Source organism: Prochlorococcus sp. MIT 0604, assembly GCF_000757845.1.
Lineage (GTDB): Bacteria > Cyanobacteriota > Cyanobacteriia > PCC-6307 > Cyanobiaceae > Prochlorococcus_A.
The window spans coordinates 1,274,235-1,299,733 of sequence record NZ_CP007753.1; the positions used below are offsets into that span (position 1 = coordinate 1,274,235).

General features: G+C 30.6%; 31 protein-coding genes and 2 tRNA genes. 22 read left to right on the forward strand and 11 right to left on the reverse strand.

Features of this window, described 5'->3' with window-relative positions:
- Window positions 1-86 precede the first annotated feature (86 nt).
- The 3 genes from EW14_RS07095 to EW14_RS07105 form a co-directional block, all read right to left on the reverse strand.
- Window positions 87-149: transfer RNA gene (locus EW14_RS07095), tRNA-Ala, on the reverse strand.
- A gap of 421 nt (window positions 150-570) precedes the next feature.
- Window positions 571-1,596: a hypothetical protein gene (locus EW14_RS07100; protein ID WP_156095680.1), complete on the reverse strand. Its 1,026-nt coding sequence runs from the start codon at window positions 1,594-1,596 to the stop codon at window positions 571-573.
- Window positions 1,597-2,098: 502 nt separating this feature from the next.
- Window positions 2,099-2,171, reverse strand: a tRNA-Ala gene (locus tag EW14_RS07105).
- A gap of 136 nt (window positions 2,172-2,307) precedes the next feature.
- On the opposite strand from EW14_RS07105, the gene EW14_RS07110 reads away from it, so the two are divergent.
- The 10 genes from EW14_RS07110 to EW14_RS07155 all read left to right on the forward strand — a co-directional run bounded on the left by EW14_RS07110 (window position 2,308) and on the right by EW14_RS07155 (window position 9,783).
- A complete protein-coding gene (locus EW14_RS07110; RefSeq protein ID WP_042850800.1) occupies window positions 2,308-3,597 on the forward strand; it encodes a hypothetical protein in 1,290 nt (429 codons plus the stop codon).
- Between the two features lie 143 nt (window positions 3,598-3,740).
- Entirely contained in the window at window positions 3,741-3,941 is a 201-nt protein-coding gene (locus EW14_RS07115; protein ID WP_042850801.1) for a hypothetical protein, read from the forward strand.
- Between the two features lie 27 nt (window positions 3,942-3,968).
- Entirely contained in the window at window positions 3,969-4,223 is a 255-nt protein-coding gene (locus EW14_RS07120) for a hypothetical protein (protein WP_071840806.1), read from the forward strand.
- Between the two features lie 4 nt (window positions 4,224-4,227).
- Window positions 4,228-5,205, forward strand: coding sequence for a hypothetical protein (locus tag EW14_RS07125; RefSeq protein WP_042850803.1), 978 nt, complete (start codon window positions 4,228-4,230; stop codon window positions 5,203-5,205).
- Entirely contained in the window at window positions 5,192-6,517 is a 1,326-nt protein-coding gene (locus EW14_RS07130; protein WP_042850804.1) for an AAA family ATPase, read from the forward strand. The genes EW14_RS07125 and EW14_RS07130 overlap by 14 nt, the downstream gene beginning before the upstream one ends.
- A 472-nt stretch (window positions 6,518-6,989) precedes the next feature.
- Entirely contained in the window at window positions 6,990-7,334 is a 345-nt protein-coding gene (locus EW14_RS07135; RefSeq protein WP_042850805.1) for a hypothetical protein, read from the forward strand.
- Between the two features lie 165 nt (window positions 7,335-7,499).
- Entirely contained in the window at window positions 7,500-7,772 is a 273-nt protein-coding gene (locus EW14_RS07140; RefSeq protein WP_042850806.1) for a hypothetical protein, read from the forward strand.
- Between the two features lie 783 nt (window positions 7,773-8,555).
- Entirely contained in the window at window positions 8,556-8,750 is a 195-nt protein-coding gene (locus EW14_RS07145; protein WP_042850807.1) for a DUF3721 domain-containing protein, read from the forward strand.
- Window positions 8,751-8,964: 214 nt separating this feature from the next.
- Window positions 8,965-9,348, forward strand: coding sequence for a hypothetical protein (locus EW14_RS07150; protein WP_225866628.1), 384 nt, complete (start codon window positions 8,965-8,967; stop codon window positions 9,346-9,348).
- A gap of 105 nt (window positions 9,349-9,453) precedes the next feature.
- Window positions 9,454-9,783: a c-type cytochrome gene (locus EW14_RS07155; RefSeq protein ID WP_042850809.1), complete on the forward strand. Its 330-nt coding sequence runs from the start codon at window positions 9,454-9,456 to the stop codon at window positions 9,781-9,783.
- A gap of 332 nt (window positions 9,784-10,115) precedes the next feature.
- On the opposite strand, the gene EW14_RS10635 is transcribed toward EW14_RS07155, so the two are convergent.
- From EW14_RS10635 to EW14_RS10695, 3 genes are all read right to left on the reverse strand, one after another.
- Window positions 10,116-10,244, reverse strand: a complete 129-nt coding sequence (locus tag EW14_RS10635; RefSeq protein WP_255347391.1) for a hypothetical protein — start codon at window positions 10,242-10,244, stop codon at window positions 10,116-10,118.
- 426 nt (window positions 10,245-10,670) lie between these two features.
- Window positions 10,671-10,847, reverse strand: coding sequence for a hypothetical protein (locus tag EW14_RS10690; protein ID WP_369794266.1), 177 nt, complete (start codon window positions 10,845-10,847; stop codon window positions 10,671-10,673).
- A gap of 35 nt (window positions 10,848-10,882) precedes the next feature.
- A complete protein-coding gene (locus tag EW14_RS10695) occupies window positions 10,883-11,104 on the reverse strand; it encodes a hypothetical protein (RefSeq protein ID WP_369794267.1) in 222 nt (73 codons plus the stop codon).
- Between the two features lie 122 nt (window positions 11,105-11,226).
- On the opposite strand from EW14_RS10695, the gene EW14_RS10575 reads away from it, so the two are divergent.
- From EW14_RS10575 to EW14_RS07180, 5 genes are all read left to right on the forward strand, one after another.
- Window positions 11,227-11,406 (forward strand): hypothetical protein, encoded by a 180-nt coding sequence (locus EW14_RS10575; protein ID WP_225866629.1) that lies wholly within the window; start codon window positions 11,227-11,229, stop codon window positions 11,404-11,406.
- Window positions 11,407-11,446: 40 nt separating this feature from the next.
- Window positions 11,447-12,082: a hypothetical protein gene (locus EW14_RS07170; protein WP_042850811.1), complete on the forward strand. Its 636-nt coding sequence runs from the start codon at window positions 11,447-11,449 to the stop codon at window positions 12,080-12,082.
- A gap of 726 nt (window positions 12,083-12,808) precedes the next feature.
- Complete coding sequence (locus EW14_RS07175) at window positions 12,809-13,423, forward strand: hypothetical protein (protein WP_042850812.1); 615 nt, start codon at window positions 12,809-12,811, stop codon at window positions 13,421-13,423.
- 268 nt (window positions 13,424-13,691) lie between these two features.
- Complete coding sequence (locus EW14_RS10395; protein WP_197049567.1) at window positions 13,692-13,850, forward strand: hypothetical protein; 159 nt, start codon at window positions 13,692-13,694, stop codon at window positions 13,848-13,850.
- Window positions 13,792-14,496, forward strand: coding sequence for a HupE/UreJ family protein (locus EW14_RS07180; RefSeq protein WP_042851360.1), 705 nt, complete (start codon window positions 13,792-13,794; stop codon window positions 14,494-14,496). The genes EW14_RS10395 and EW14_RS07180 overlap by 59 nt, the downstream gene beginning before the upstream one ends.
- 625 nt (window positions 14,497-15,121) lie before the next feature.
- On the opposite strand, the gene EW14_RS10400 is transcribed toward EW14_RS07180, so the two are convergent.
- Window positions 15,122-15,292 carry a hypothetical protein gene (locus tag EW14_RS10400; protein WP_197049568.1) on the reverse strand — a complete coding sequence of 57 codons (171 nt, stop codon included), beginning with the start codon at window positions 15,290-15,292 and terminating at the stop codon, window positions 15,122-15,124.
- Window positions 15,293-15,589: 297 nt separating this feature from the next.
- Between EW14_RS10400 and EW14_RS10405 the strand changes: the two genes are divergently transcribed.
- From EW14_RS10405 to EW14_RS07195, 4 genes are all read left to right on the forward strand, one after another.
- Window positions 15,590-15,760 carry a hypothetical protein gene (locus tag EW14_RS10405; protein WP_197049569.1) on the forward strand — a complete coding sequence of 57 codons (171 nt, stop codon included), beginning with the start codon at window positions 15,590-15,592 and terminating at the stop codon, window positions 15,758-15,760.
- 342 nt (window positions 15,761-16,102) lie between these two features.
- Window positions 16,103-17,377: a hypothetical protein gene (locus EW14_RS07185; protein ID WP_052044737.1), complete on the forward strand. Its 1,275-nt coding sequence runs from the start codon at window positions 16,103-16,105 to the stop codon at window positions 17,375-17,377.
- A gap of 152 nt (window positions 17,378-17,529) precedes the next feature.
- Entirely contained in the window at window positions 17,530-19,053 is a 1,524-nt protein-coding gene (locus EW14_RS07190; protein ID WP_042850618.1) for a ferredoxin--nitrite reductase, read from the forward strand.
- A 10-nt stretch (window positions 19,054-19,063) separates the two neighbouring features.
- Complete coding sequence (locus EW14_RS07195; protein WP_042850617.1) at window positions 19,064-19,792, forward strand: hypothetical protein; 729 nt, start codon at window positions 19,064-19,066, stop codon at window positions 19,790-19,792.
- A 9-nt stretch (window positions 19,793-19,801) separates the two neighbouring features.
- On the opposite strand, the gene moaB is transcribed toward EW14_RS07195, so the two are convergent.
- Entirely contained in the window at window positions 19,802-20,281 is a 480-nt protein-coding gene (gene moaB / locus EW14_RS07200) for a molybdenum cofactor biosynthesis protein B (protein ID WP_255347388.1), read from the reverse strand.
- A gap of 50 nt (window positions 20,282-20,331) precedes the next feature.
- On the opposite strand from moaB, the gene EW14_RS07205 reads away from it, so the two are divergent.
- Together EW14_RS07205 and EW14_RS07210 are read left to right on the forward strand one after the other, a co-directional pair.
- Window positions 20,332-20,583 carry a MoaD/ThiS family protein gene (locus tag EW14_RS07205; RefSeq protein ID WP_042850615.1) on the forward strand — a complete coding sequence of 84 codons (252 nt, stop codon included), beginning with the start codon at window positions 20,332-20,334 and terminating at the stop codon, window positions 20,581-20,583.
- Window positions 20,576-21,028 carry a molybdenum cofactor biosynthesis protein MoaE gene (locus EW14_RS07210; RefSeq protein WP_052044736.1) on the forward strand — a complete coding sequence of 151 codons (453 nt, stop codon included), beginning with the start codon at window positions 20,576-20,578 and terminating at the stop codon, window positions 21,026-21,028. Before EW14_RS07205 ends, EW14_RS07210 begins: the two co-directional genes overlap by 8 nt.
- Here the strand turns inward: EW14_RS07210 and EW14_RS07215 are convergent.
- On the reverse strand, window positions 21,023-22,285 hold the full coding sequence (locus EW14_RS07215) for a molybdopterin molybdotransferase MoeA (protein ID WP_042850614.1): 1,263 nt from the start codon (window positions 22,283-22,285) through the stop codon (window positions 21,023-21,025). The genes EW14_RS07210 and EW14_RS07215 overlap by 6 nt on opposite strands.
- Window positions 22,286-22,297: 12 nt before the next feature.
- Window positions 22,298-22,777: a cyclic pyranopterin monophosphate synthase MoaC gene (gene moaC / locus EW14_RS07220; protein ID WP_197049552.1), complete on the reverse strand. Its 480-nt coding sequence runs from the start codon at window positions 22,775-22,777 to the stop codon at window positions 22,298-22,300.
- Window positions 22,778-22,884: 107 nt separating this feature from the next.
- Here moaC and EW14_RS07225 point away from each other — a divergent pair, with 107 nt between their 5' ends.
- Window positions 22,885-23,346 carry a nitrate reductase associated protein gene (locus EW14_RS07225; RefSeq protein ID WP_042850611.1) on the forward strand — a complete coding sequence of 154 codons (462 nt, stop codon included), beginning with the start codon at window positions 22,885-22,887 and terminating at the stop codon, window positions 23,344-23,346.
- 9 nt (window positions 23,347-23,355) lie between these two features.
- Here the strand turns inward: EW14_RS07225 and EW14_RS07230 are convergent, their stop codons facing one another.
- Window positions 23,356-25,467, reverse strand: a complete 2,112-nt coding sequence (locus EW14_RS07230; RefSeq protein ID WP_052044735.1) for a molybdopterin oxidoreductase family protein — start codon at window positions 25,465-25,467, stop codon at window positions 23,356-23,358.
- Window positions 25,468-25,499 lie beyond the last annotated feature (32 nt).

Sequence of the window (25,499 nt, forward strand, 5' to 3'; positions counted from 1 at the left end):
TTCTATAGTATACGACGCAAATAGTTTTTTATATTATATTTTCGGATATTGATAAAACTATAATTAAACATTTTCCGTCTTAAAAATGGAGCCAAGCGGACTCGAACCGCTGACCCCCTGCATGCCATGTAGGTACTCAAGTAAGCTATAACTAGTGTTTGCAACTGTTTTAGCTAAGTTGGTCGCAGGATAGGTTGCAGAAAACAATATAAAATTAATTAATATAATTTAATTCAAAATAGTATTTAAAAAACTATATTTTTTATATTAGAAAATTAATAATCACTATTGCTTGAAATTAGTTTATTTTTTTTTGCATCAGTAAGTAAATCGAATATATCCTTAGTTTTTTTCATTATGAAAGTCAAATAGTGAATACATCATCTCAAATAGATTGAAATATATTATCGAATTTACTGCATATAATATTATATAAAGAGACTAATATCTTTTTTATGCATAAATTTCTCAAACCTATAGATTCAACTAAACTGTAGAAGTTGAGCTATTAGAAATTGAAATGAGTCTCAACAAAATATTTGGTAACATTTTTCAGTAAATAATTAAAATTTAATCTTCAATATAGGATACAGTATTTTTAGCTCCCTTATCTGACAAATGAGATCCCATAAAGAAATAGTTCTCTAAAGGATTTTTGTTATTAGAAAACAGTCTATAAAGATTTATAAATTCAATATTATTATCATTCAAAAGCTTTTTTAGATAATTTCTTTCGTCTAGATTATATTTTTTATCTATAAAAGAATTATAAGTTGGTATAGAAATAAACGTTAATTTACATTTTCGTTTTACGCAATAGTTATTTAATTTCACAATTACTTTTTCAAAGTTTTCTTTAGCGTAGTTATTGAAACCAAACTTATGACTTAATAATTTTTTTAATTTTGTAAAATTTAAGAAATCAAAAAAATTATTTTTTGATATAAGATTTAGAGATCTAACGTAATTTGTATAATTAATAATATTTTTATTAATTTCTTTTTGTTTACTAATAAGATCTTGATTTCTATCGTCAAGATAATTTAGTAATTCTTTTCTTGAAAGTTCGCTAGGCAAATCTCTTGATAAATCATTTCCCTCTAAATGAAAATAATATATCTTTTTAATTAAGATATCGTCATTAATATATTCTGATAAAACCCCAAGGTTAGATAAAGGTCCATTTCCGGACAAAGCTAAGTTTATTACATTCAAATCTGGATTTTTTGCCCTTATAAGATCTGCTATTGCATTTCCATTTGATTGACAATGACCATGAACAAAAGAATCACCAAGCAAAACTATTGAAGGTTTTTTATTATCCCAAACTATATCTGGATTATTAAATCCATATCTATCTGAAAAATAAGATACCAATTCACCTGCTTCATTACATAAAAGAATTTCAGAAAAAGATTTTCCTGATAATTGATAAAAACTTGTATTGTATTTTTGTTTTATAGTTTCTCCAGTTGTAAATAAGTACTTTTTAATTCCCGAATCAGCACGTATATGATCATATACACTTTCTAAAGAAATATTCTTTAGATTTATAAAAGGTTCCTGAGAATAAATAGATAGTCTAATTTCGGTCAAAATCAAAACTAGAACAATTCCTATTAGAAAATTAAAAAAATTTATTTTATATAAATTTTTTAAGGTCACTGAATAGATAGATAAAATACCAATTATTAAAGGAATATAAGTAAATAAATATGATCTTATTGTTAGAAAATTTAAGCCTTTAAACCGAAAACTATTTAATGAGATACAAATAAGAAATATACCGATTGAAACCAAGCAAAAATTTACAAATCTATTGTAATTCGTTTTCATAAAAAATTTTTTTACAATAAAATCAAATCTTGACTAATTTATAGTTAATTCCTCCATTGAGTTTTTATTATTTAGTAAATAAAGTAACATATTTAAATGTAAAGCCTTACAACAGACAGCTAATAAATTCTTAGAAAATTGAATTTTTAAAGATTACTCATTGCAGAGAACACATAATCATCCATATTTATTCCTTATTATCCATAACTTTTATTGTAGATTATTAATCCAACCAATTAATATAACTAGTTAAAAATCTTGATGGAGCCAAGCGGACTCGAACCGCTGACCCCCTGCATGCCATGCAGGTGCTCTACCAGCTGAGCTATGGCCCCAGATCGTTGTAATAGCAGTCATATCAATTAATCCTAGCATTTTCAAATTAAATCCCTGATGTGCTTGATAGTGCTTGATAGTGGCTAAATAACCAATTCTGCGCCAGAATATGCGCCAAGGGAACTTAGACACAGTATGGCTTCTACAGCAAAATGGGTATCAAATCTGCGCCAGAGTATAAAAAACACTTGCGGCACAGGTTGGTCAGTTAGAGGGAGGGAATCCAAGGGTAAATTACTAACCCAAGTAACTTTCCGATATCCAGATAATCAAGGTAGGACTGCGGCAAATGTGAACTTAGCTTGGAACGCTAAAAACACAACAAAAATTATAACAGCGGTGGAGGCTCTAAATGATTTAATGACGCAAAAAAACTTATCTCTGCAAAAAGCTGTTGAGTTAAGAATGGAACCAATCTCGCAAAATAAAGATAATAACTTTTCTACATGGGAAGCATTAAAAAATGATTATTTAAACGAAGAAAAGAAAAATCATAGAGATACAACTACTAGAGATTTAGAGTTGAGATTATATAGATTTTTAGATTGTTTTAAACAAAAACCAATACCAAGAGATAGCGAAACTTTGTTCAAAAGATTTTATGATTTACATCTAATTAATATGCCATCAGGTGGTCAAGGAAGACGTAGAAATGTTGGAGATATTAGAGCATTTTTAAAATGGGCTGTTGAAGAAAAAGGTGCGCCTGATAGATGGTTTCCTATCAATACAAAATCTGCAAGTAAATATATTGGTATAGTTCCTAAAGGTCAAAAGAAGAGGGGCACAACACCCATTTCAACGAAAGATTTAGAATTGCTGTTGGAATCATTAGAACGTGATAAAGAGCATGGTATGAGGGCAATCTGCATACTATCAGCAGTATATGGAATAAGGGTTTCAGAGATAGCTCATATGGAAATAAAAGATGGAGTTGTGAAAGTAACAACGCTAAAACAAAATGCAAAAAATATGGAAAATCCTAATGTTTCTACAAGAATTGTTGAGCCATTAAATTTGCCTAATTTACCAAATGAAGGACAAAGAATTGTAAGTTTATTAGAGAGTAAAAAATTAAAATTCCCAACAGTTATTAACAGAGCTGTTGATAAAGCAAATGATGAAAATGGTTATAAAATTATCGGTGAAGTTTTTGCAAAAAAATTAAATAGATATTGGTATTGGAGACAATTAAAAATTGATAATCCTGATTATGTTGTTTACAGCATGAGACATTCTTTTGCGTGGAGGGGAAGCATGGAAGTTAAGCCAGCAATACCTTATAGAGTTTTAGCCTCCCTGATGGGTCACGACTTGCAAACTCACCTTCGTTATTACGGCGGTTGGTCAAAGGAGGAAGAAAATAAAAATGCAATGCTACTTGCGAACCAATCAGTAAATGCTCAATTAATTTCTAAAAAATGATGCACTTGCTGGCACCTGATTAAGTGTTAAGATCTATTTAATTAAATGCTAAGGCACGTCCCTGTTCATTGGGTGCAGGCTCACCTGAATGTAAGTTTTAAGGATTTACAAGTCGTATTTTCTAATTTTCTTGAGGCGACATTATGACAGTCAAAATTAATAATAGAAGGTTTAGAAGTCCTAAAGGTAAGAAAGATTTAACTATTCTTCCTAATGCCGAATTTGTTATAAATTGTCGTGCTAATGGTACTGCGCCAAAAGCATGGGAAGTTCGTTTACCTTCTAGTATTAAAGCTGCCATTAGTGAGCTTGAAATAGAAAAAGAAAAGAAAGCTAAGAAATAATCTTTAAAACACAGGAGGTGTTTCAAAATGGTAGAGCTATTGCTCAAGACTGCTGATGCAGCCCGTTATCTTGGTGTATCGGTACAATCGCTTAGACGATATAGAGATGTTAAAGGTGGTTTCCTAGCAGAGAATGAAGATTGGTTCTCTGGTGCATTTGAAAACAGTCCTATTAGATGGAATGTTGAAAATTGCAAGGAAGCATTTTCTAAAAGGCGTAAAGGTTTCACAAATTTAAAAAGAAACCAAGAAGCCAAAAAAATATTGAAGCAGGTTTCATAAAAAAATGGCCTACTTGAATAAAAAAGCGACCATAGGGGCTATAACTACCCCTATTTTAACTTCAAAATCTGACTCCCTGCATATTTTGCAGATAGTCAAAGACCTCAAACATCAACCTATAACTGGTGTTACAGATGATGAAATACTATTAAGGGCGCGAAATCTGTCGCAATTAGAGGCGTTTAGTGGTTTTCTTCCAATTAGAAAAGGTACTAAAAAACCAATGGTTTCTTCTTGGGGAGATGAATATCTTTCATTAGAAAAAGCACTCTCTTACAAACCAGCTGCACTTGCAGTTTTTAGTCCTTACTTTTTAAGTCTAGATTATGACAAAGAATCTGCTCTTGATTTTGTAGCTGCAAGGGGAATTGATTTTACTTTTCCTACTTGGCATATCAGAAGAACAGACAAGTTATGGAGATACAAGCAAGTATTCCTCGTAACTGATGAAATGCTTGATGAATTACCAAACAGGTCAATTAAAAGAACTACTAATTATTTAAAAACTGGGCTTGATGTTTTTTGTAGCAAAAAATCTTACATTCTTTGTGATGGAGAACATCAAGATGGTGAAGGTAATTATTATTCCCCTGGTGGATTAGATGTTTCTGATCTACAACATCCTCCGAAGGAAGTTTGGGATTTAATACTAGAAATTGCAGAGTTACAACGTCACGATAAATCAAGTTCTAAAACTTATAACAACACTAAATCCAAGAAATTATATCCTTGTCCAATTTGTGGCAGAGATAAAAATCATTGGTGTTTTGAAAATGACAATGGCCTAATCCATTGCATGAATGGTCAAACTTTTAGTGCTGAGAAAAAACATGGAACTTTAAAGATTGGTGATGTTGTTGATGGCTATGCCTTAGTAGCTCAAATCTCAACTTGCAATACTTTCGCAGTTCATAAACCTATAACCAAACGTATCTATAACCCACGTCCATTAAACAGGAGACAGGCAAGTGTCCAAAGATAAAAACCGAGAAAGTCGAACTCCAGAAGACATTAAAAACTTTGCAAAATTAGTAGAAACTGCAAAGGGATTAATTGAAGCTAAAACTCCAGTTTTTCAAAGAAATACCTTAATAAGGTGTGCTGGTAGAGATTTAGGTTTACTACTAAATGAAACTGCAATCTTTGGAATATTAGGTAAAGCCCGAAGGGAAATAGAAGGCACACATGATGGATACCTTCCTGATAAAAAAATCAAAGTTCCTAAAACAAAATGGCTATGGGAAGATTTAATTTCTGAAGGTAATGTATCTCTCGTTGTTGCATTACCAAAAGTTGGTAAATCTTCTTTAATTGGTGCTTTCTTAGGTGCAATGAGCAGAGGTAATTCTGAATACCTTGGAAAACAAATTACATCTAAAGCAAAACCTATTTATATATTAGGAACTGACCAACCAATTACAGATTGGGCAGAAATTTTAATTCCTGTTGGTTTGATGAAAAAAACCGCAGAAGATGAAGTTGAGCTAGTTCATCCCTTAAAAAGGCTATGGACTATGGACAGGCCAATTACATTAACTGAAGAAAGTATTGAACAAATACATAATCTTGCAGTTGAAGAGCCTAATTCAATTTTTGTTTTAGATGCTTTTGCAAGTTTGATCTCAGGATTAGGTCTTGATGAGAATCATGTTGATGCTGTCGAACCAGTACGAATGTTATGCGAGGCACTTGCAGGTACAGGTGCAACTATAGTTTTGCTACATCATGCAAGTGGTACTAACTCCAATGAAAGAGCAGTTAAAGCAAGTAGAGGCACTAAAGCATTACCAGCATTGGCCTCAAATATTATTAATTTATCTTGGTTACTTCCAGATGATAAAACTGATAATAGAATTGCTGTTACTACTCAGGGGCGAAGCTCTAAACCTGTAGATATGGTTATTGAGCAAACTGATCGGGCTGTTTGGAGAAACCTTGGCAGTAGTGCAGAGATTAATGAAGAACTAAAACTAGAAAAAGTTGAAAGTAAATTAAATGATCGACAAAATCTGGTTTTAACTCTAGTTAATTCCCTAACACCTCATTGGCCTATTGATTCATTAAATGTAAGCAAACAACTTGCTGATGAATTTAGCAATCAACATGGCAAAGTAAGTGCGTTATCAACTCTTAATCAATTATATAAAAAAGGGTTAATTAAAAAACGCTCTTTTTGTACTGAAAATAGAGGAAAAGTTGCAGGTTTTTATCCAAGAAGCTGGGCTACTTGTCATTCAATATCAGATGAAAATTTTGAATGTTTGCAAAACTATTTCAAAAAAACTGATATTTAAAACTCAAATGTTTGAGTTTATAGAGGGGGTATCAAAAACCCCCTTTTTATCCTTTTCACCCTTTAGCAGAAATTTATATAAAAGCGTAAATAGGGTAAATAGGCATTATTTGGAGAGGTGCACCTAACTTTTATGAGATGTGAATTTTATCCTAACTGCAGCCCCAATTTGACTTAAACCAAAACCTTTTACCTTCCAGTGAATACATATAAACGTATCAGTTATCGTAATGGCGCTAAAAATTATGATTAAGATTAATTTCAGACTATCTGAACTTTCTTCAATGTGCTTAGACAATGAATGAGTCCAGCTAATACGCCAGAATTATATAAAAAATTTAGATTGATGGAAAGAGATAGAAACCAAAAAAATTAGTAATGTAGCTGAATAGAATTAAATTCTGAATGATTTTACGAAATATTAATTTGATTGACAGTCGATCTACAATAAGATTAAAAAAGCAGTTTTAATTGTGAGAAAAATTTTTTTCCTAGTAGTTATATTATCTCTCTTATCATCATGCAGTAATGATGAAGACCTCTATATCACAAATGAAGAGGCTCTTTTTTCTTTAACCTCAGAAAATGCTTTAAAAATTTGCGGAGGAAAGTCTCGTATATTAGAAAATGAGAATGAGGAAATTATAAAAATTGAGATAAACGATTCGGATAATGGTACCGATAAATTTGTTAAATTTACAGTCGTAGAAACTGATAAAAAAGGAGGAAAGTATAGAATTATCAACTGCATCCCAAAACAGGATCCACAAGATTCAATTATTAAAACTATTAAGACAAATTATCAACTTAATCCATAGTTAATGAAAAGCTTAGTACTATCTTCCAACTACTAGCTGAACTTGCTTTACCTACTTGCCATTAGTGTAAGTAAAATTCCTAAAATATCTGATTTAGATTTGTTATTGAAAGAGGGATAAAAATATGATTTTGCCAAACATTTTGGAATTACCAATAATGGATAGTTGAACCCTCCATCATGGAAGGTTGCTAGCACTAACCCTCCATCCTTAAATACTTCTACTCATCTGGGAACTAAAAACTCTATGGAAGGTATGGAAGGTTCAAACACTAAAAATAGTTTTAAAAACAAAAAAGATTTTATCTATATAAAAGAAAAAAGAAAGAAAACCCTCCATACCCTCCAACCCTCCATAATTGATATAGAGCTAGCAGTAGGTTCAGCATGGGATACAGGGTCAGATGATGATCCACATTGGGATACTCTTCTAGAGTAGGAGCATTCTGTTTAGTATGGATCGATTGAGAAAATAAACTTTTTCCAGAACGGCGGTTAAATCGGTTAAAAATAAAAAAATAACAAAATGAGACTCATTTGAGATTAGGCAGGTGTTCCCACGTTCCCGATGTTCCCACCTTTGTACCAAACTTACCTCGCGTTATAGTTATCCCCCTATATTCCATATATATACTATTACTATATATATAATATACTAGGAACATATATATAGTAGTTATAGAGTGGATTTTGAGCGTTCCCGAAGGTAGGAACAGTAAGGAACATCATTTAGATCTTAAAAACCACACCAATTAAGTGATCTCTTTACTCTTTTCTATTTTCTATTTTCTTATACTATCGCATTGCTAATTACAAGGTTATGAATAAATACTTATTACTTATGTATATGAGAAATTATATTATTGCACTTGCCTATTCCAAAATAAATAGAAATAATTACACCAAAGATCTTTCAACTTAATAAATCTTGTGAAAGACTTTCTCAAAGAATTTATTTTACATGTTATTGGTAGCGGTATAGGTGGATATTTTCTTTTACGTAATCAATAATTCAACTCTTAATATATTACAGAACAAAATAACTCAATCAAGAGTTTTGAATGATAAAGAATTAACCACTTTGGCCTTGTTATGAATAATCTAATTGAATTTGAGAGAAATAAATACTTAAAACAAAATTCTCATTGGAATATAAAATCAATATTAAATAACCTAGATTAACTAGTAATTAGATGTTTAATAAAATGGTTATAAATTAATTATGAAAAACTTTATTTCTTTTATTGCTTTTGTTCTTTTATTTTTTGCACCTAATTTCGTATTAGGTTGCTCTGAACATCACGCTAAAAAAGAATTGTATGACACAAAAGAACAGGCAGAAAAAGAAGCTATTAAATCTGGTTGTGAAGGAGCACATAAAATGGGCAATCAGTGGATTCCATGCAATAGAAATTAATGAAATAGAGATTTTAAAAAGAATCATTTATAATATACAGATTATGTAGCTCACAAAATATATACTTTTCTAATTGTTCTAAACATTTTATTCACGAGTTATTTTGAAATCGACCAAAAAAACTTTCAAAAATATAATTTTTGTTTATATAATCTTTGTAATACAATTATTTTCCAGACCTGCTTTTGCTTGTATTGAAGGTATGACTTGGGGTATGGATTTATCCAGCGTTGAAAATCATCTTGGCGTAATGTTAAATCCAATTAAAAACACTCAGAAAGAAGATCTTTATGAAGTTAAAGATTTCAAAATGAGTGATCTACCTGTTTTAAGTCTCAAACTTCGAATTAAAAATGAGGAGGGTTTAAAGCAAATTGCTTATGAAATTGATTATGAAAATATGACGGAAGTTCTAGCAGGATTAAGAAATCGTTTTGGCTCTCCTATTGGAACAAGTGAAATAGTAGATGGAAATGAGCCGCAACAGCAATGGATATGGCATACTGGCGTTGATGTGATTACAGCAATTAAATCTGATAAAAGACCTTTTATTCTCTCATATAAGCCCTCTCTTTTAGACCCTTCTTTTCTTGGTTAAACTTAAAACAAAAAAGTCTAGCAAAACTAGAATATATAGAAATGTTTAAAAATCTTATCCCTCATTAAATAAAATTGTATAACTGAGTTACACGGAATATTTCTTATGAAAAATCTATTTATTATTTTTCTCGTTACTTGCATTTTCTTATCAGCCACCAAATCAGCAAAAGCCGATGGGAGATCCATTTTTAATTCAAATTGTGCTGCTTGCCATTTAGCTGGTGGAAATGCCGTCAATCCAGAAAAAACACTTCAACAGAATGCTTTAAAACAATATCTTGCTAATTACTCAACAGATGGAGAAGCTGCGATAATTACTCAGGTAACCAATGGAAAAGGTGCTATGCCTCCATTTAGCGATCGATTAAATAGTTTTGAGATCTCCGAAGTTTCCTCTTATGTCGAGGCAATGTCAATAGAGGGTTGGAGTTGATCGTATTAAACAATTAATCAAAGGATATTAACCAACTTTCTTTGTTATTCTAAGGGGAGTTATAAATTTTAACATGCCATAATTTTTAAGAATTATCTAAAAAATTATACAATCTGCCTTTTCAATAACTGTAGTCATAAAGCGATTGTAGCTAAATGAGCAATAACCACTATTAAACCTTTACCTTCTAGGATATCAAAAGAATTTGTTACAAAAGAGAACTGATATATAGAAGAATCCTTAGAGCTTTTTAATTCATCTCCTATTTTTTTTCGCTACTGTATAAAGAGTATTCAAGTTGTAATCAAATTCTGCTCTCCTTTGATTTTCCTTTAGGCTTCCTCTTCTGAAGATGGATAATCGTAAGTGAGGAATCCAACCATAGAGAAAGCAGACAATGTTTTTGAACATTGTTTCGGGTCAATTCTACCAAAAAGAAACAAGGCACTTTTAGAGCTCATTTCAAGTTTTTCAAATATATAATTTTTCTCCAATTAATCAGAATCTGTTGTAAAACATATTCAAGACCCTTCTTTTGCGTTTCTTCAAAAAGGAGGTCTATTAGAAATAAGCATTCTTTTTTATAGCTAGTTTAGCTTGGGTAAGCCTTTCTGTTTTTTGATTTTCGCCCTAATGAGTAAAAGTTTGGTCATAAACGTTTTATTTTAATGGAAATTCCATTCCCTTATTTCTAGGTCGATGCAGCAGAGAACTGAAGGGGATCCGGTAAACCTTTCAAAAGCTTGTTATTGCAATGGTTCTTGAGAGATCTTTCTATTGCTATTATTAGGGTGCCTTACCCGCATGCCTTACCAAATTAATAAATTGAAATAAAGTAAGTTATAATTACACTTTTGTAAAAAGTGACAGATCACAAGAAGCTTGAATTAAAGATATTTGAGATATTTTATAGCTTTTCCAGGTCCTACATCCCAGTTTTTAGCTTCTTCAATAGCTTTGGCTTTTGTGGGATATGCATAAATATTCATTGAATCTAATGAATTATTTTGTTTAGTGCTTTGTTCAATTTTAGGTCCTACAGTAGTCCAAACTTTTAATCCCATAGTTGCCACTCCAGCAGAGAAAACTCCAATCCCAACTATACTATGGAGGCATTTATTACTCCCATTGCAACTACACCAAGAGAAACTACTCCCATTGGCACAATTCTAATGGTGACAATGCCCATGGGAACTATTCCTCTTGGATATATATATATATATCCAAGAGGAGCTATCCCTATTGCAATCTTTTTTGGCTTGCTTCCGCAATGTGGAGGACCGTCGGTTGAATTCTGATTAGTATTTACTGAATCTTTCATTTAAGACTTAATGATGATGGTGCTGATTGAGATCCTTTGTGTCCTTGTCATGAGAACTTTCATGAAATTCATGAGTTGAACAAGGCTTCCACTTATTACCCATTTTATGCGCTCCTGTGCAATTGAAATTCTTAGCGGCTTTTTCAGCTTCTTTTCTAGTTTCAAAAAGTGCAGGAATTTTTGTTTCTTCAACTTTTGAAGTGAGGCCAAGATTAAATAGGATGGTTACTAAGAAAATTGGAGAAATAATGAATGTTTATTTCAAAGGAATTGTAAGGATTTATTCCGATCTTAATATGTAATTACTAGTTAATCTAGATTCTCTAAAAAATATTTTTAATAATGCTTCCTCCTCTGAAATTATTTGCGCCTGTATTTGTTGCAATAGTTATGCCTCTTGTTCATACAGAAGGCATAAATCATAAGCATAATTGTTCTCACATTAATATAACCGAAGGAATTCAATCAAAATTGATTATAGGAAAGAATCATTTTCTTTTAGTAGATGTTACTGGGGAAGAGATTATGAATTTTGATTACGACTTAAATTTATTTGGTATGACAAGCTTTATAGGAACAGATATTTTAATGACTGTTTTTCCTGCTGGGAATTTTAATATTATGAATCCCTTTGTAATGACGGAAGCTTCTAGTGAGGATACTTTATTCGTTTCAAGTAAGGATTTTACTTGTAATACCAATAAATACAAAATAGGCTCAGAAACCAGAAATGAAATTTCAGAACTTAAAAAGAAAATTTTAAAAATTAGAGATGAAAATAAAAAACATGAAAAAGAAATAAAATCTCTGAGAGAACTATTGACAAAACACTCCAAATTGTTTGCTTTGATTGAGAAAAATTATTATATTTCAAAAAACTATAATAATTCAATAATTGACGAAAATAAGAAACTTATTTCAAGATTAAAAACACTAATTCTTAGACTTGAACAAATAGATAGATTATCTCCACTCTAGATATAAATATAAATTCATAGAAAGATTATTTTTGTTTGAGATGATGATTCTTTAAGTAAAGGTATATTATCTAAATGATCCAGGTATGAGCATTGCTTAGCGGCTTGTATGGGGTGATGATTAATATTTTATAGCCTCTGTTTATACACCTTCTTCTGATGGCGGAAATACAATTAAGAGTACTTATGCTAATAATTATTCATAGTATGAAATCTATAGTACTATAGTACTTACAATGTTTAATAAGTTAAGATGTTTTCCCTTTTCAATAGGTGTTAATTTTGGATGGAAGAGTACAAATATAGGTTGAAATTCTTATGTAATTGTTAATACTGTTAATACATTCAAAATTACGATGCCTAAGGAAAATATAATTAAATATTAAATTATCAAATGTTTTTTTACTGATGAGCCCCACAAGGATGACTATGGTGAGGATAATCCATTAGCATAGATGACTTTTTACTAAATACTGATAATTCACTGTATTTTAATCACGCTATTAATCTTTTCGTGTCAGAAGGATGGAGCTGATAAGTAGACTAATATTTTAGGAGAAAATTCGTTAATTCTTATTAAGAACAAAATATATTTATGATATCGAGACAAATTTTTAATTCTGTAGTTTGATAGTAATATTCTTCATTAAGGCTAAATTGTATTATAGGGTTCAATAGTTCTATAATTTTAGGTTTAGTATATGATAAATTACCTTTATATTTTGAAATGAAAAGGACACAATTGAATATAAATATCGATCCAGATCTTTTACAAAAAATAAAATCAAGTGCAAGAAAATCAGGCAAATCTTTAGTTGAATACATAACTGATTCTTTTCAAGACCATTTGTATAATTTTCCTTCAGAAGATTTAGAAATGAAACTCAATAATTTTGAACAAAGACTGAGATTAATTGAAGAAAATATCGGTTCAGTAAAAAAGATAAATAAACAGTTTGTAGATTTTACCCCTCATGAAGCAGCTAATTACAGTCGTTTTATTAAAGCTATTTTCGAAAGAGAGTTTAAAAGCAAAAAATATAATTCAAGTAAAGATGCATGGCAAGATTTTATGACACATTTTACTCGTTTTGATGAATGGAATGAAATATTGACGTTAAGATTAAAGGAGATTATTTTTATCGATCATGCTGATTCACTTACTTGTAATGAAATAAATTCTCTTAGGAATAGTAAAAAATGTCCCTCTCCTCTAAGAACTGGATTAATTAATTGGATTAACAATTCAGAAAAAGAATGTTGTTGTAATAATAATTATTTTCCTTCAGAGAAAAGTATCGGAGAAAATGGAACAGACTTAATTAGTAATCCAATTCTTTAATTTTACTTTTTTAATACACTAGAAATAGTTTCCAAAGTTAGAAATTTTTTTATTTATTAAATGCGTTAGGAAGTAAACGAATTATTGATGTAGATGCTGAGTAATTTATCTTTCTTAAATAATAATTATGAATATGATTTTCATTGCCAAAATATTATTTAATATTGTATTTTTAAATTTATTAAAAATGATAATCGTTTTCTTATTTTAATTTTATAAAATTGATAAACTATTGGTAAAATTGACTTTTTATAATATATTATTTATATTGAGAAATAATTTTTTAAATTATGGTTATTACTTTAAAAAAAATCTATTAATAGATACTTTAATTTCAAACGAGAAAGAAGTTTGCCCAGGTTGTGGTTCTGTTTGTCCTTGCGACTGTACAGATTGTGAAGAATGTTCATCAGGCAAAAATCACTAATTTAAGTAGAAAAATGAATTCTAAAAATTATGTTCATCAGAACTTAAGAGTCCCTTTAATAATTATTCCTGTATATTTGTTTTTTATTAGTATCTGCAATCCAGTATTTGCTCATCATCCATTTGGTATGGGTGAAAGTTCTACATTAACTTCTTGGCAGGGATTTATCAGTGGTATTGGTCATCTCTTATTAGGTCCAGACCATCTACTTTTTATTTTGGCAATAAGTCTTATTGGATTGAGATTCCCAACAAAATGGATATTACCTTTATTAGGTTTTGGTTTAATTGGAAGTGCTATTGCGCAAATTTTGTTATTTCCAGAATTTATTATTCCCTACGCAGAAGCATTAGTATCTTTAAGCTTAGTTGTAGAAAGTATGATCATTTTGGGCTATTTGCCAAGCTCATTACTTTTACCCTTGATTTCTTTGCATGGTTACTTGATAGGAGGTGCGATTGTTGGTGCTGAGCAAAGTCCTCTATTAAGTTACTTTTTAGGGATATTTATAGGGCAAGGAACTTTGCTATTAATAGCCCTATACTTATCAGAACGCATTGGAAAAATTTTAAAAAGTAAAAATTTAGTTTCAGGAATTTTAATTGGTATTGGAGCAGCTTTTTCATGGGTTGCACTTATTGATTAATAAGAGTTCTAAAATTTTGGAGAACAACCTAAGTGATGGAAGTGGCAATAAAAGGCACTAGATAAATAAGTGACGAGCGCATGAACTGTTTACTAGTTACTCTCCAGCTACCTTTTCGCAAAATGAGACAAGATATATTATTTCTAATCTATTGGTATAACTGATCGGAGCGACAGGATTCGAACATTCGACCTAGTGCTCCCAAAGCACCCAGTACGCAATTTGCGACAGTACCCATGAGAACGAATTGAAGCTATAGCTTATTAGTTGGTAATACTAGGATTTAGTTGAGTCTTAATTTTACTCATGTATGCAGCAATGTATGGCATGGATATGCAAATAATCGCTAAATAATCGCTGAGCTGAAACCTAGTGCTAAAAGGGAGTAATTTTTATCAAATAATACAATAAGGGTTACTAAAAGATTTACTGCAAAATAATCTATTGCGTTTATGTTCTTCTAATGATTTTGAATAAATATTAGCTGTGAGAATTGCTCCGAAATTTATTAAAACCACAGTTAATACAAGTAGCTCTATACCGAGGTTGGTCATAAGATTACCCTCCTTAAATTTATAAAAAAACTCTATAACGAAATAATCAATATTGAATAGAGTTTAAATTCTTATTTTTGGGAATCTAAATCATCTGATAAGGGTTCCCAATCACAACTGTCTACACATTCTTCTAAAGTATTTTCAGAAGAACTTTTAAGTTCGCAACTACGGAGAAAATCATAAAACGCATACTTAGGATCTAATTCGTTTTTGAATTGTTTATTTCTGAAAGTATTCATAATTAAACTCCTTTTGCTTTTTTCTCGAGTTGATTAATTAATTTGTCTAACCAAAGTGTGTTATCGATCTTCTTGGTATTTTTGAAGTATTTCGTTTTGTAAGTACTCATGAAGTTAAACCTCAATCAGTGGAACTAAATTAAATGCAATGATTTAAATTTCCTAGAGCAAAAATACTCTTTATGAAAATAGTGAAATATTAAAAATCGATTAATTGATATTTTTCCTTAAGTATTTGCACTCTTGATTTTAAGAATAAGTGATACTAAATAACTACTAGATCAAAGGAGGTTAATTATGACTTGCGGAAATCCTATTAAACATAAGTTCCAAAATGCTTTTAATTCTTTTATTGATGCGATTTCATTTGAAAGAAAATTAAGTGATGACCAAATGGAATGTATGCAGTTTGGTATATGTGACTATTCACCAAAACAAGTAGAGGAAGTACCTTTTTTTCATTACTAAATAGTTTTGATTAAAAGCGATTAAGGGGGCAAGGTTATGCAAGGTATGGCAAATAATCGCTATATAATCGCTAAGTCTTATTTTTCTTATAGTTGGCAATAAAAAAGAGAGTCTGGGAAACTCTCTTGTATGACTTGGTTTTTAAATGGTCGGGGCGACAGGATTCGAACCTGCGACCTAGTGCTCCCAAAGCACTAACACGCAATTAGTGAGACTCTGTTATCTCAGCTATAACTTCAATCATGTACTGCATAAGACTGCACGAGACTGCACACTTTTGCCTAAGTAAGGTTATATTTCTACGGATTTGCGTAGAATAAAAGAGGAGCACTCGGACGCTTTGTGGTAGAAACTAACTCTTGGATAAAAGTATTTAGAAGAGCAATTAAAGTCTCTGTTGGAACTGGATGGACTGTTCAACCTGATAGAGGAAATATTCGTGTTTTATATGGGAAAAAAGCATCAGGATTTTTATCAATAAACCTTCCATACAAATGGCAAGAAGATCAATGGGTTGAGGCTCTTAAGCTCATACAAAATGCTGCTGATACTTATGAAAACTATAAATCCAATATTTCTTTAAAAGCTGCTTTTGATATTTCACAGAAATCATCATCTAAATTCGAGCTGAACTGGGATACGGCTCTCGAAAATTACAGAAACTCTAATAAACATACCATCCAAGAAAATACATGGAAAAGGAAGCACCTTCCTGTAATTACAGCAATTCTCTTTTACGTAAAGAGATCAAAAGCAAGACCTCAAAATGGGAAAAGATTATGGGATAAAGTCAGTAATGAATATCAACATGGTAAAAATTTAGAAAAAAGAGGTTGGGCTAAAGGCACAACCATGCGAAGACATATGAGATTAGCTTTTAATAGATTCTTAAATTGGTGCGTAGAAAGAGAAGATTTTCCATCATATTGGAGACCACCAGTTTTTAATAAAGCTGAAGAAGAAGTAACTACAGAAAAGAGAGTAGGTTATCCATTAACAGATTCCCAAATTGGAAGATTGGTTGATGCGTTTGCAGATAATGAGCATGCAGCAAAATGGCAATTTGCAACTCAGCTTTGTGCCGTATATGGATTGAGGCCTGAGGAACTTAGATATTTAGTTCTAAAAAATAATAAAACAGAACTTTGGACTACTTATAAGAAATCGAATTCAAAGATAAATGGAAGAAGATTATTTCCTTTATTTGTTTTGGATATAGATGGAAATCCTTTTGAATGGTGCCTTACTTTGCAGCAAAGGTTTGCTGCTGGAGAACTTCTTCCTCAAATATCCAAAGGACAAGGCGCAGATAGGTTAGGCAAACAGTTAAGAGATAGAAGTCCTAAGAATGTTTGGTTGTCAATTTGCAAGGAAGCTGAAGTTGAGGGGCAAGAATGCACACCTTATTCTTTCCGGCATAGATACGCCTATGTTGCTCATAATAGGATCAATAAAAATGGCACTTATAGATCACCAAAACAAATAGCAGATGCAATGGGACATGATCTTGAAACTCATTTAAAAAGTTATTCAAGATTTAATACAAAAGATTTAGAGAACGCTTTTGATTCTGTTATCAGGAAATCAGAAAACAAGGTGGGAAAAGTTAAAAATTAATTCTAGAACATTACAATTATTAGAGTAAATGAACTAAATTGTTTATGAAAGAAATAGATTTTTAAAAATAAAAAATATTTATAGAAATTCGTATAATAGGATACATTTTATCCCCCCAAATCTAGGGAAAATAATCTGATTAAAAAATAAATATGCAATATTATTTAAATGATAAAAAATTAAATAAGATTGAAAAGCAAAAGGCGGAAAAAGATGGTCTGAAAATTTTTGAAGAATTAGATGATTATGCTCTTAAAGGGTGGGAAGAGATGGATGAAGTAGATTTGCAAATGCGCTTAAAGTGGTATGGCCTTTTTTGGAGACCAAAAACTCCTGGAAGATTTATGATGAGGCTTAGAGTTCCCAATGGAATTTTAAACTCTAATCAGTTGAGAGTAATCGCTTCAATAGTTGCTAGATACGGAGAAGACGGTTCTGCAGATATAACAACTAGGCAAAATATTCAATTAAGGGGAGTTTTGATAAATGATCTACCAGATATTATTAAAAGACTTAGAGAGGTTGATATTACATCCGTTCAGTCTGGAATGGATAATCCAAGAAATGTAACTGGCAATCCACTAGCGGGAATTGATCCTGAAGAAATTATTGATACAAGAAAATATACTTCTGAATTAGAAGATTACTTAACAAATTCTGGTAATGGCAACCCCGAATTCTCCAATTTACCCAGGAAGTGGAATACTGCAGTTGCCGGAGCAAAAGATAATTTTCTTCTACATAATGATCTTATCTTTCATCCTGTTTTTAAAAATGGAATATTAGGCTTTGGTGTCTGGGTAGGAGGAATTTTATCAGCAACTTTAAATGCTTATGCTATACCTCTAGATGTCTGGGTAGAAGAAAAAGATATATGTAAAATAACTGGAATTATTACTTCCCTTTGGCGAGATAATGGAGATAGATTTCTCAGAAATAAAGGAAGATTCAGATATTATTTAAACTCTATAGGTATTGAAAAATTTAGAAAACTTGTAGAAGAAAAATTTGGAACTTTGTCGAACGATCCAGGCTCAATTTTCAACGAAAAACAAAGAAGTTTATTTGGGATTAATAAACAAAAACAAAACAATCTTTACTTTGCTGGATTACATATTCCTGTAGGAAGATTATGTGTAGAAGATATACAAGAAATTGCAAGATTAAGTGAAAAATATGGACAAAGTGAAGTAAGACTAACCGAAGATCAAAATCTAATTATTGTTGGCCTGAAAGATAACATTTTAGAAGAATTTGCTAATGAAGAAATTATTAAAAAATTCAAATTAAATCCATCCCATTTTTCAGCGAGTACTGTTTCATGCACAGGGAGTAGTTATTGTAGTTTTGCTCTTGCAAATACCAAAGATATAGCAAGAAATATTTCTGAAAAATTAGATCGAGAACTTGAATTATCAGAGGAGGTTAAAATCCATTGGACAGGATGTCCAAATAATTGTGGACAAGCTCATATGGGTGGTATTGGCATGACCGGCACAAAGGTAAAAAAAGAGGGAGGTGGAACTGAGGATGGATATAATGTCAGTATTGGAGGAAGACAAGATCACCTGCAAACTTTAGGTGAAACCGAATTTAAAAAAGTTAGTAAACATGAAATTTATAATTTAATCAAAGAAATTTTAATCAACAAATTTAATGCAAAGTTAAAAACCTAAAAATATATTAATGAGCAAAAGTGAATCTGAAATATTAGAAGTTTTAAATGGATTAGGTTCAAAAAAATTAGATCTTGATATTCTATTTTCCTACTATTCATTGGAATTATCTTTTGAGATTCGTAAAGTTATTGCGGAAAAGATAGGTATGCAAGAAAAGAAAGGATATTTTTTACTTGAAAAGATGATAAAAAAATTTGGCCTTAAAGTTGAATTAATTGAGGCCCTTAAATTAACAAATAAAAAAAATGCAAAAGATCTTTTACTAAAAAATCTTTATCAAAATAATAAGTTAAATATTCATATAATTAATGCTTTAGAGCCCTGGGGAGGAGAAATTGAACTTCAATTAATTAGAGAAATATTCGATATTTGCGAAACAGATTTTTGGATTGCAGGTCTTAATATTCTTCATTTCAAAGCTCATCAATTAACTGATGAAAAATTATTATCTTTTATTGATCAAATAAAAATTTACGATAATTTCAAAATCAACTACAAGATAATCTCAATCTTAAAAAGAAGAGAAAGCGAAATAGTTTGTAAATTGCTCTATAAATATTCTCTAAATAAAGAATTAGAAATCGCTAAATATGCAATTTTTTCTTTAGGGAGTATTTGGAATGATAATAGTTTTGAAAAATTATCAAAATTAGAAAATGAAATAAAAGATCCTTCTCTACTTAAATGCATAAAAAATCAAAAATTGATCTCAAATCAATTTCTAATAAATAAATAAACTAGAGAATTATTTTTTTAACTTATCAATGAGATTTATTAAATTACAAGGTTTTGTATTTTCATTAAGTTGATAAGAAATTATATCTTGCCAACCTGTCATCACAGCATCCTTAGATCCAGGTAAAACGAATAAAAACTTATCATTTGCAGATCCTGCAATACACCTACTTTGTAAAGTACTAGTTCCTATCTTTTTAAATGATAAAAATCTAAAAGTTTCCCCAAAACCATCAATCTCTTTATCTAATAAAGGTCTAATAGCTTCAGGAGTAACGTCCCTAGCTGTAATTCCTGTACCACCTGTTGTGATAATTACATCAATATTTGGATCTGAGATCCAATCGCTTATATATTTTCTAATTAAATAAATATCATCTTTGCAAATTTTCTTATCAACGATATTGTGTCCTGATTTCTCAGCCTCTTGAAGTAGATAATTTCCACTCTCATCATTTTTTGTGTTACGAGTATCAGAAACAGTAAGCAAAGCTATAGAAACCACTTAAAATTAAACCATTAGTTACTAGATCACTATAGATGGAAAGTGAAAAATCTAACAAAATTAAGGTGGTTTTATTATCTAGTATCGCTGAAGATCTAGGTTGGAATGAAAAATTTCTTACAATTGAAGGCTCTCAAATGAAGGTTTTTTCTGTATGGAAGTTAATTAATTCTAAATTACCTCAAGATAATATTATCGTTTCTATTAATCAAGAAATTACAGATATGGATGCGAAGATTAATCCAAATGATGAGGTGGCATTTATGCCAATGTTTACCGGTGGATAATTTAAGAATAAAATTTAGAATCCTAGAAGAAACTTTTAATCCTTATAAAGAATTCGAACTTTGGGAGAAGGTCAATAAAAATTCAGCAAACTCACTTTTTATTGGAAGAGTAAGGCCTTTTGATCAATTTGGAAATGATTTAAAGAAACTAGAAATTGTTCATTATAAAGGAATGACCGAAAATTATATTAAAAGATATTTAATGAAAATTTCAGAAAAACAGGACGATTTATGTATTTTTCTCTTACACAGAATAGGTTTCATTTACCCTAACGAACCTATTATTTTAATAGCAGTAAGTGCAAATCATAGAGGCATTGCAAATAAATATCTCCAAGAAATACTTGAATTTACAAAATACAAAGTTCCTTTTTGGAAAAAAGAATGGACTTTAAAAGGATCCTCATGGGTAAAAAAGAATACTGAATTAGGATTTAAATTATAAAAAATTATTTTTTAAAAGTTGTGCCCATAATAAATTTCCTTTTTGACAAAAATCAATTTCAGAAGGTATTTCTATTAATAAATCCGAATTAGATATTGAACTAATCTTTGATGAGGATTGTTCTTCAGAAATATCTGCAATCAATTCACCTTCTTCATTAACAATAAGTTTTCCTCTAAGTAATTCTGGTCTCCCTTTTCTTCTTTTCAAATCAGAATTCAGCTTAACCTTAATCCTAAGAGGGAATTCAATATTAGTAATGCCTTCAAGTTTCTGAAGCGCGGGCCACACAAGTTGGATAAACGTAATAGCTGCCGAAACGGGATTCCCCGGTAATCCAAAATAAGGAATTTTTTTATTTATCAATCCAAAAGCAAAGGGTTTTCCTGGCTTTAAAAATAGTTTCCAAAATTTAATTTCTCCTATCTCGTTAATAATATCTTTTAAAAAATCTTTTTTACCAACTGATATCCCACCAACTGAAATAACCACATCGTTAAATTCAGAAATATTTCTAAGAGAATTTTTAATATTTTGATAATTATCTTTTTCTATATGAATTTCATTAATTTCAAATCCAAGATTTTTTGAGATTGATTTTATCAAAATGCTATTACTTTCCCATATTTCTCCTTTCTTTCTTGCAGTCCCTGATTTGATAAGTTCATCTCCAGTAATTAGTAAACCTAATTTAGAAATTTTGCTCACTTTTATAGTTTTTATCCCACAACTTGCTAATTTGCTTAAAATCCCAGGTGTAATCTTTACCCCTTTCTTGATTAATATTTCACCTTTAAATACTTGATCATTTTTTTCTCTAATCCAAGAGTTATTAAATGATTTTTCTTTTTTAAGAATATACTCATTTCCGTTTAAAAGTTCTAAAGAAACTTGTTCTTGAGGTATCACATAAAAACAATTATCTGGCACAAATGAACCTGTACTAATCGTTACAGCTTCACCTTTTTTAAGAAGTTCATTAAATGGCTTCCCGGGAAAAGACTCTCCGACAATTTTCCATTTATTCCCTTTAGTTGATTCTCCTAGCGCATATCCATCCATAACTGATGATCTATAACCTGGTATATCTTCCTCAGATAAGATTTCCTCCATAGAAACTTTTCCAAGTGCTTCGTCTAAATTGATCTCTTCCTTATGTAAAATTTCATTATTCACTATTAAAGTATCTATCTCTTCCAAGATTTTTTTAATAGCGTCATTTAAATAAAGACCCTGATTATTTATATCAATTCCCATTATTGTGAGTACTTAACTTCTTTTTAATATTCCATTCTTACCACCTTTTTTTTCTAAAAGGCGAATATTATCAATAGTCATAAAAGGATCTAAAGCTTTAAGCATGTCATATAGAGTGAGAAGACCAATTGAAACTGATGTAAGAGCCTCCATCTCAACACCTGTTTTCGAATGAGATTTGCAAAAAGCAATAATTTTAATTGCTTTCATTGATTCACAAATTTCAAAATCAATTGTGATTTTATTCAATGATAAATTATGACAGAGAGGAATAAGTTCTGAGGTTTTTTTTGCACCATTTATTGCAGAAAATCTAGCCGCTGCAAAAATATCACCTTTTTTAATTTTTTCATTTTTTATTTTTTCTAATATTTCTTTGTTTAAATTAATATATCCTTCTGCTAAAGCCTCTCTTTTAGTTTCTACTTTATCTGAAATATCAACTATGTTCATTTCTCCCCTTTCATTAATATGAGTTAAAGATTTATCCATTTCCATTAAGCAATTTATTCAATAATACAAAAAATAAAATTTTTAATAAAGCTAATATCAATTTTTTATACTTAGCATTAATTTATTAATAAAATATCAATTTAATTTTGGTTAACAGTCAATCAAATCATTATTTTAATTTCGAGGATGATTTTATTAAAGATTTAAGATGCATTCCTTTATGTGTAAGAAGGAAACTTGATTTAATTGGAATTAAATTAAAACTTACTCATTGGCAAGATTTTAATTTAATTGAAAAAAATAAGATAGTTGATTGGCCAGATTCAAAAAACGATCTTTTTGATTTAAAAATTTTTTTGAAAGAAATTACATCCAATTCAAAATATGGAGAAGCAAAAGAAATAGAAATTTCAATTAATCAACCTTGGCAAAATAAAAATAAAGTTCCTGACCAAGTTCTAAAATCGGCACTAGCAAGGGGAATTAATATTTCTGTTGAAAAATGGAGCAATTTAAACGAACTAGATAGATTTGCTTTTTGCAAATTAGTTAGACCCAGTCATGAACACAACAATTTGGATAGAGCATTTGATGAGATTCTAAAATAAGATTCTTGCCTAGTTTGGAACAATTATTACTGCACATGCTTTTAATTCTGGTTGTTTTGATATCGGGCATGACTTCTCATGCATCAAAGAGTTTACTTCACACATATTTTTTTGACTAAAACCCCAATGCATTGGTAAAAAAACTGTACCTGCTTTAATTTTGTCAGTAATCTGAACTTTTGCTTGAACTTCCCCTCTTTTGGATTTAATTTTTACTATTTCATCATTTTTGATTTTTAAAGATAAAGCATCTTTAGAATTAATTTCCAATAACGGTTCTGGATTCTTTTTTGTAAGTTTTTGAACTTTAGAAGTTCTTGTCATTGTATGCCATTGACTTAGATATCTTCCAATTGTCAAAATTAGTGGGTACTCATCTGAAGGGGGTTCAGCCAACCCTATAGGATCATCAATACAAAAATTTGCTTTGCCAGTCTCAGTTGGGAAATGACCATCTTCATATAATCTTTTTGAAGATTTACTAGGTACGCTGCCTTTAGGATAAGGCCATTGTTGAGGACCATGATTTTTTAATAATTGATATGATAATCCGCTCATATCGCATAATCTTTTTGTAGTCGTTTTTAAAAATTCATCATAAACTTCAGATGAAGATTCATATTCAAATTGTTTGAAATAGCCTATCTTCTGTCCTAATTCAGCAAATATTTGCCAATCTGGTTTTGAATTTTTATTCGATTCTCTGAAAGATGGGCAAAGGGTTACTCTTCTTTCTGAATTTGTCATAACACCATCTTTTTCGCTCCATTGAGCCGCGGGCAATACTAGATGAGCATATTTAATTGATTCACTTTGTTCATAAGATTCGTTGAGGATAATTAAAGGACATTTTGAAAGTGCTTTTTTTACAAAGTTTAAATTAGGCATGCTAACCAAAGGGTTTGTAGCTGCAATCCACCAAATTTTCACAGATCCTTTTTTTATAGCTTCTATTTGTTCAAATGCAGATAGACCCTGTTTTGCAGATATCTTTCCCTCAGGGAACCCCCATATTTTTTCAATTTCATTCCTATCTATTTTATTTTTTACAAACCTATATCCTGGAAGAAGGTGCGATAGTCCACCAGCTTCTCTCCCCCCCATAGCGTTTGGTTGGCCAGTCAAGGAAAAAGGACCAGAACCTTCTTTGCCTATTTGGCCTGTCATTAGATGAAGATTTATTAGCCCATTTACTGCTGCTGTACCCTCTTGCCTTTGATTCAAACCCATCGACCAGAGACTTAAAACATTTTTACTTTCTCCCCATAATTTTGCAATATCAATAATTGTTTTCTCGGATATATTGCAAATTTCACTTATTTTTATTAAATCCCATTTTTGTATATGTTTTACAAAATCAAAATAGCTTTCGGTCGACTTATCAATGAAATTTTGATCAGTTAATTGATTCTTATAAAGATAATTCGCAATCCCAATTAATAAAAAAAGATCTGTTCCAGAAGAAATTTGTAAGTAAAAATCTGCTATGGATGAAGTTTCTGTTTCTCTTGGATCGATTACTATTACTTTTAAATTATCATTTACGTTTCTTTTACGTTTTTTAATTCGATCAAAAAGAACGGGATGACATTCTGCAGTATTTGTCCCTATTAATAAAATTAAAGAGCAATGATCAATATCTTCATAACAACAAGGAGGGCCATCAGAGCCAAAACTTCTGTTATATCCAGCTACTGCTGAGCTCATGCATAGTCTTGAATTAGCATCAAAATTATTTGTGCCTATTGCTCCCTTGAGAAGCTTTTGGGCTACGTAATAATCTTCAGTATGAAATTGACCTGAGCCATACATAGCTATTGAATCAGGTCCATAATTCTTTATAGAACTCAAAATATTCTCTTTCAGAATTTCGTATGATTCGTCCCAGGAAATTTCTTTAAATTCTTTATTTAAATTTTCCCTGTAAAGTGGTACTTTTAATCTCCCATCTTTTAGGGTCTCACAAACTGTTGCTCCTTTTACGCACAATTTACCTTGAGTTGAAGGACTATCCCTATCTCCACTTACTAACCATTTATCATCAGAAACAGAACTTTTAGGCTTCATTTTTAAACCACAGCCAACACCGCAATATGGGCATTGACTTTTAGTAAAATTCATAAAATTTCTTTTATAAATATCTCAATAGTTAT